The following is a 2,303-nucleotide window of genomic DNA, read 5'->3' as shown; positions in this document are numbered from 1 at the left end:
TGTCCCTTAGAGAGATGCTACTCCAAAATAGCACCCATTTTGTCCCTTACGCCAATTATTTATGTGAGGGTTTGAAGGTTTTTTATCGCCAAGTGGCGCAAGATTTACCGATTATCCGTAGCCGTCTGAATGTGAGCGTAGCCCCCTGATCGCACAATAACCCAAGCACAAGAAAAAAGGAGAAGACAATGTTCCGTTTGCTGACTGAATTGAGCGTAAAGCTGGTCAAACAATATTTGCCCTCGCCCTTTGTTTTTTGCACCTTGCTGACAACAATCGCTTATTTGGCGGCCTTGTTGCTGGCCGGGCAATCACCGTTGGAAGCGGCAGGTTTCTGGGGCAACGGCTTATGGTCGCTGTTGGGATTTTCCATGCAGATGGCACTGATTTTGGTAACCGGCCACGTATTGGCCAAAGCACCGCTGGTCAGCAGGTTTTTAGACCGCTTGGCCGCTAAAGTGCGCAGCCCCCGAATGGCGGTGGCTGCCGTTACGGTGGTGTCGCTGATCGGCTGTTGGCTGAACTGGGGCTTCGGTTTGATTGTCGGGGCGGTATTTGCCAAATCGTTGGCGCGCCAGGTTAAAGGAGCCGATTACCCGCTGTTGGTGGCATCGGCTTATTCGGGTTTTCTGATCTGGCATGGCGGATTATCCGGTTCGATACCGCTGGCTTTGGCAACAGAAGGTGCCGATTTGATTAAAATTTCCGGCGGAACCATTCAGACAGGCATTCCGGTGGCAGAAACGCTGTTTTCACCGTTTAATCTGGTGATTGTGTTGGGTTTGTTTGTCGGCCTGCCGTTACTCAATATGGCGATGTTGCCGAAACATCCGGTTATCGCCGATCCGGCCAAACTGAATGAACCGCAACCCGAACTGCCTGACAAAGAAACGCCGGCACAGAAAATAGACGACAGCCGCTGGCTGGCCCTGCTGTTGGTGGCCATGGCGGCGGTTTATCTGTACGCCCACTTCAGCCGCCAAGGTTTTAATCTCGGTTTGAATATTGTGATTGCCTTGTTTTTATTTGCCGGCATTTTGGCGCACGGTACACTAGAGCGCTATGCCAGAGGCGTTGAAGACAGTGCGCGCGGTATTGCCGGCATCGTATTGCTGTTTCCCTTTTACGGCGGCATCATGGGGTTGATGATGGGCACACCGGAAGGAGGCACTTCTTTAGCGGCCTCATTAACGCAAACCTTTATTAATATTTCCAGCACCGAAAGCTTTCCTGTGTTGGCGTTTCTGAGTGCCGGCTTGGTCAATGTTTTTGTACCCTCCGGCGGCGGCCAATGGGCGGTTCAAGGTCCGGTTATGTTACCCGCCGGTGTTGAATTGGGCGTATCCCCCACCGTTTCGGCGATGGCGATTGCCTGGGGCGATGCTTGGACCAATATGATCCAACCTTTTTGGGCCTTGCCGCTGCTGGGCATTGTCGGCTTGGATGCACGTGCAATTATGGGCTACTGTCTGATGGCACTGTTGTATTCCGGGGTGTTGATTTCGTTGGTGTTTTGGCTGTTGGTTTGAGTTTGACAGTATTTTTGTCTGTCTATTCAAATAATATGCTTACCAGTCATAGCCGGGTGTATAGAAGAGAATTTCAAGCAATTTTGATAATTAAGGAGAGGTAATGAGTAAAGTTTATCCTTCAGCTCAAGCCGCGCTTGAAGGTGTGGTGGCAAGCGGCCAAACCGTTGCCGTAGGCGGCTTCGGCCTATGCGGCATTCCCGAGGCGCTGATCGCCGCCCTGCGCGACAGCGGCGTGAACGGCCTAACCTGCATCAGCAATAACGCCGGTGTCGACGGTTTTGGCCTCGGCCTGTTGCTCGAAACCCGTCAAATCAAAAAAATGATTGCCTCTTATGTGGGCGAAAACAAAGAGTTCGAACGCCAGTTTTTATCGTGCGAGCTGGAGGTGGAGCTTACCCCGCAGGGCACGCTGGCCGAAAAACTGCGGGCGGGCGGCGCGGGCATTCCCGCCTTTTTCACCAAAACCGGCGTCGGCACCTTAGTGGCCGAAGGCAAGGAAACACGCGAATTCAACGGTGAAGAATATGTGTTGGAGCACTCGCTCACCGCCGATGTTGCGCTGGTGAAAGCGTGGAAAGCCGACCCGTCCGGCAATCTGGTGTTCCGCAAAACCGCGCGCAACTTCAACCCCGACGTGGCCACCGCTGGCCGCATCACCATCGTTGAAGTGGAAGAATTGGTGGAAACCGGCGCGCTCGACCCCGACCACATCCACCTGCCCGGCATCTATGTGCACCGCATCGTGGTGAATGCCAACCCCGAAAAACGCAT

The 2,303-nt window shown here is 53.4% G+C and carries 2 protein-coding genes; both read left to right on the top strand.

Annotated features, from left to right (window positions below):
* Positions 1-188 precede the first annotated feature (188 nt).
* Positions 189-1,529, top strand: a complete 1,341-nt coding sequence (locus tag Q4C79_RS13125) for a short-chain fatty acid transporter (RefSeq protein WP_303091465.1) — start codon at positions 189-191, stop codon at positions 1,527-1,529.
* 103 nt (positions 1,530-1,632) lie between these two features.
* The coding region (locus Q4C79_RS13120; protein WP_303091464.1) for a CoA transferase subunit A at positions 1,633-2,303 on the top strand (671 nt) is incomplete at its 3' end.

It is taken from the genome of Neisseria sp. (genome assembly GCF_030523955.1).
Taxonomy (GTDB): domain Bacteria; phylum Pseudomonadota; class Gammaproteobacteria; order Burkholderiales; family Neisseriaceae; genus Neisseria.
Note: the sequence above shows the minus strand (reverse complement) of the source record. Positions and strands in the feature narration are given on the sequence as shown.

Coding starts and splice junctions, on each gene's coding strand:
- Q4C79_RS13125 (WP_303091465.1), top strand. CDS start 189: ATGTTCCGTTTGCTGACTGAATTGAGCGTAAAGCTGGTCAAACAATAT.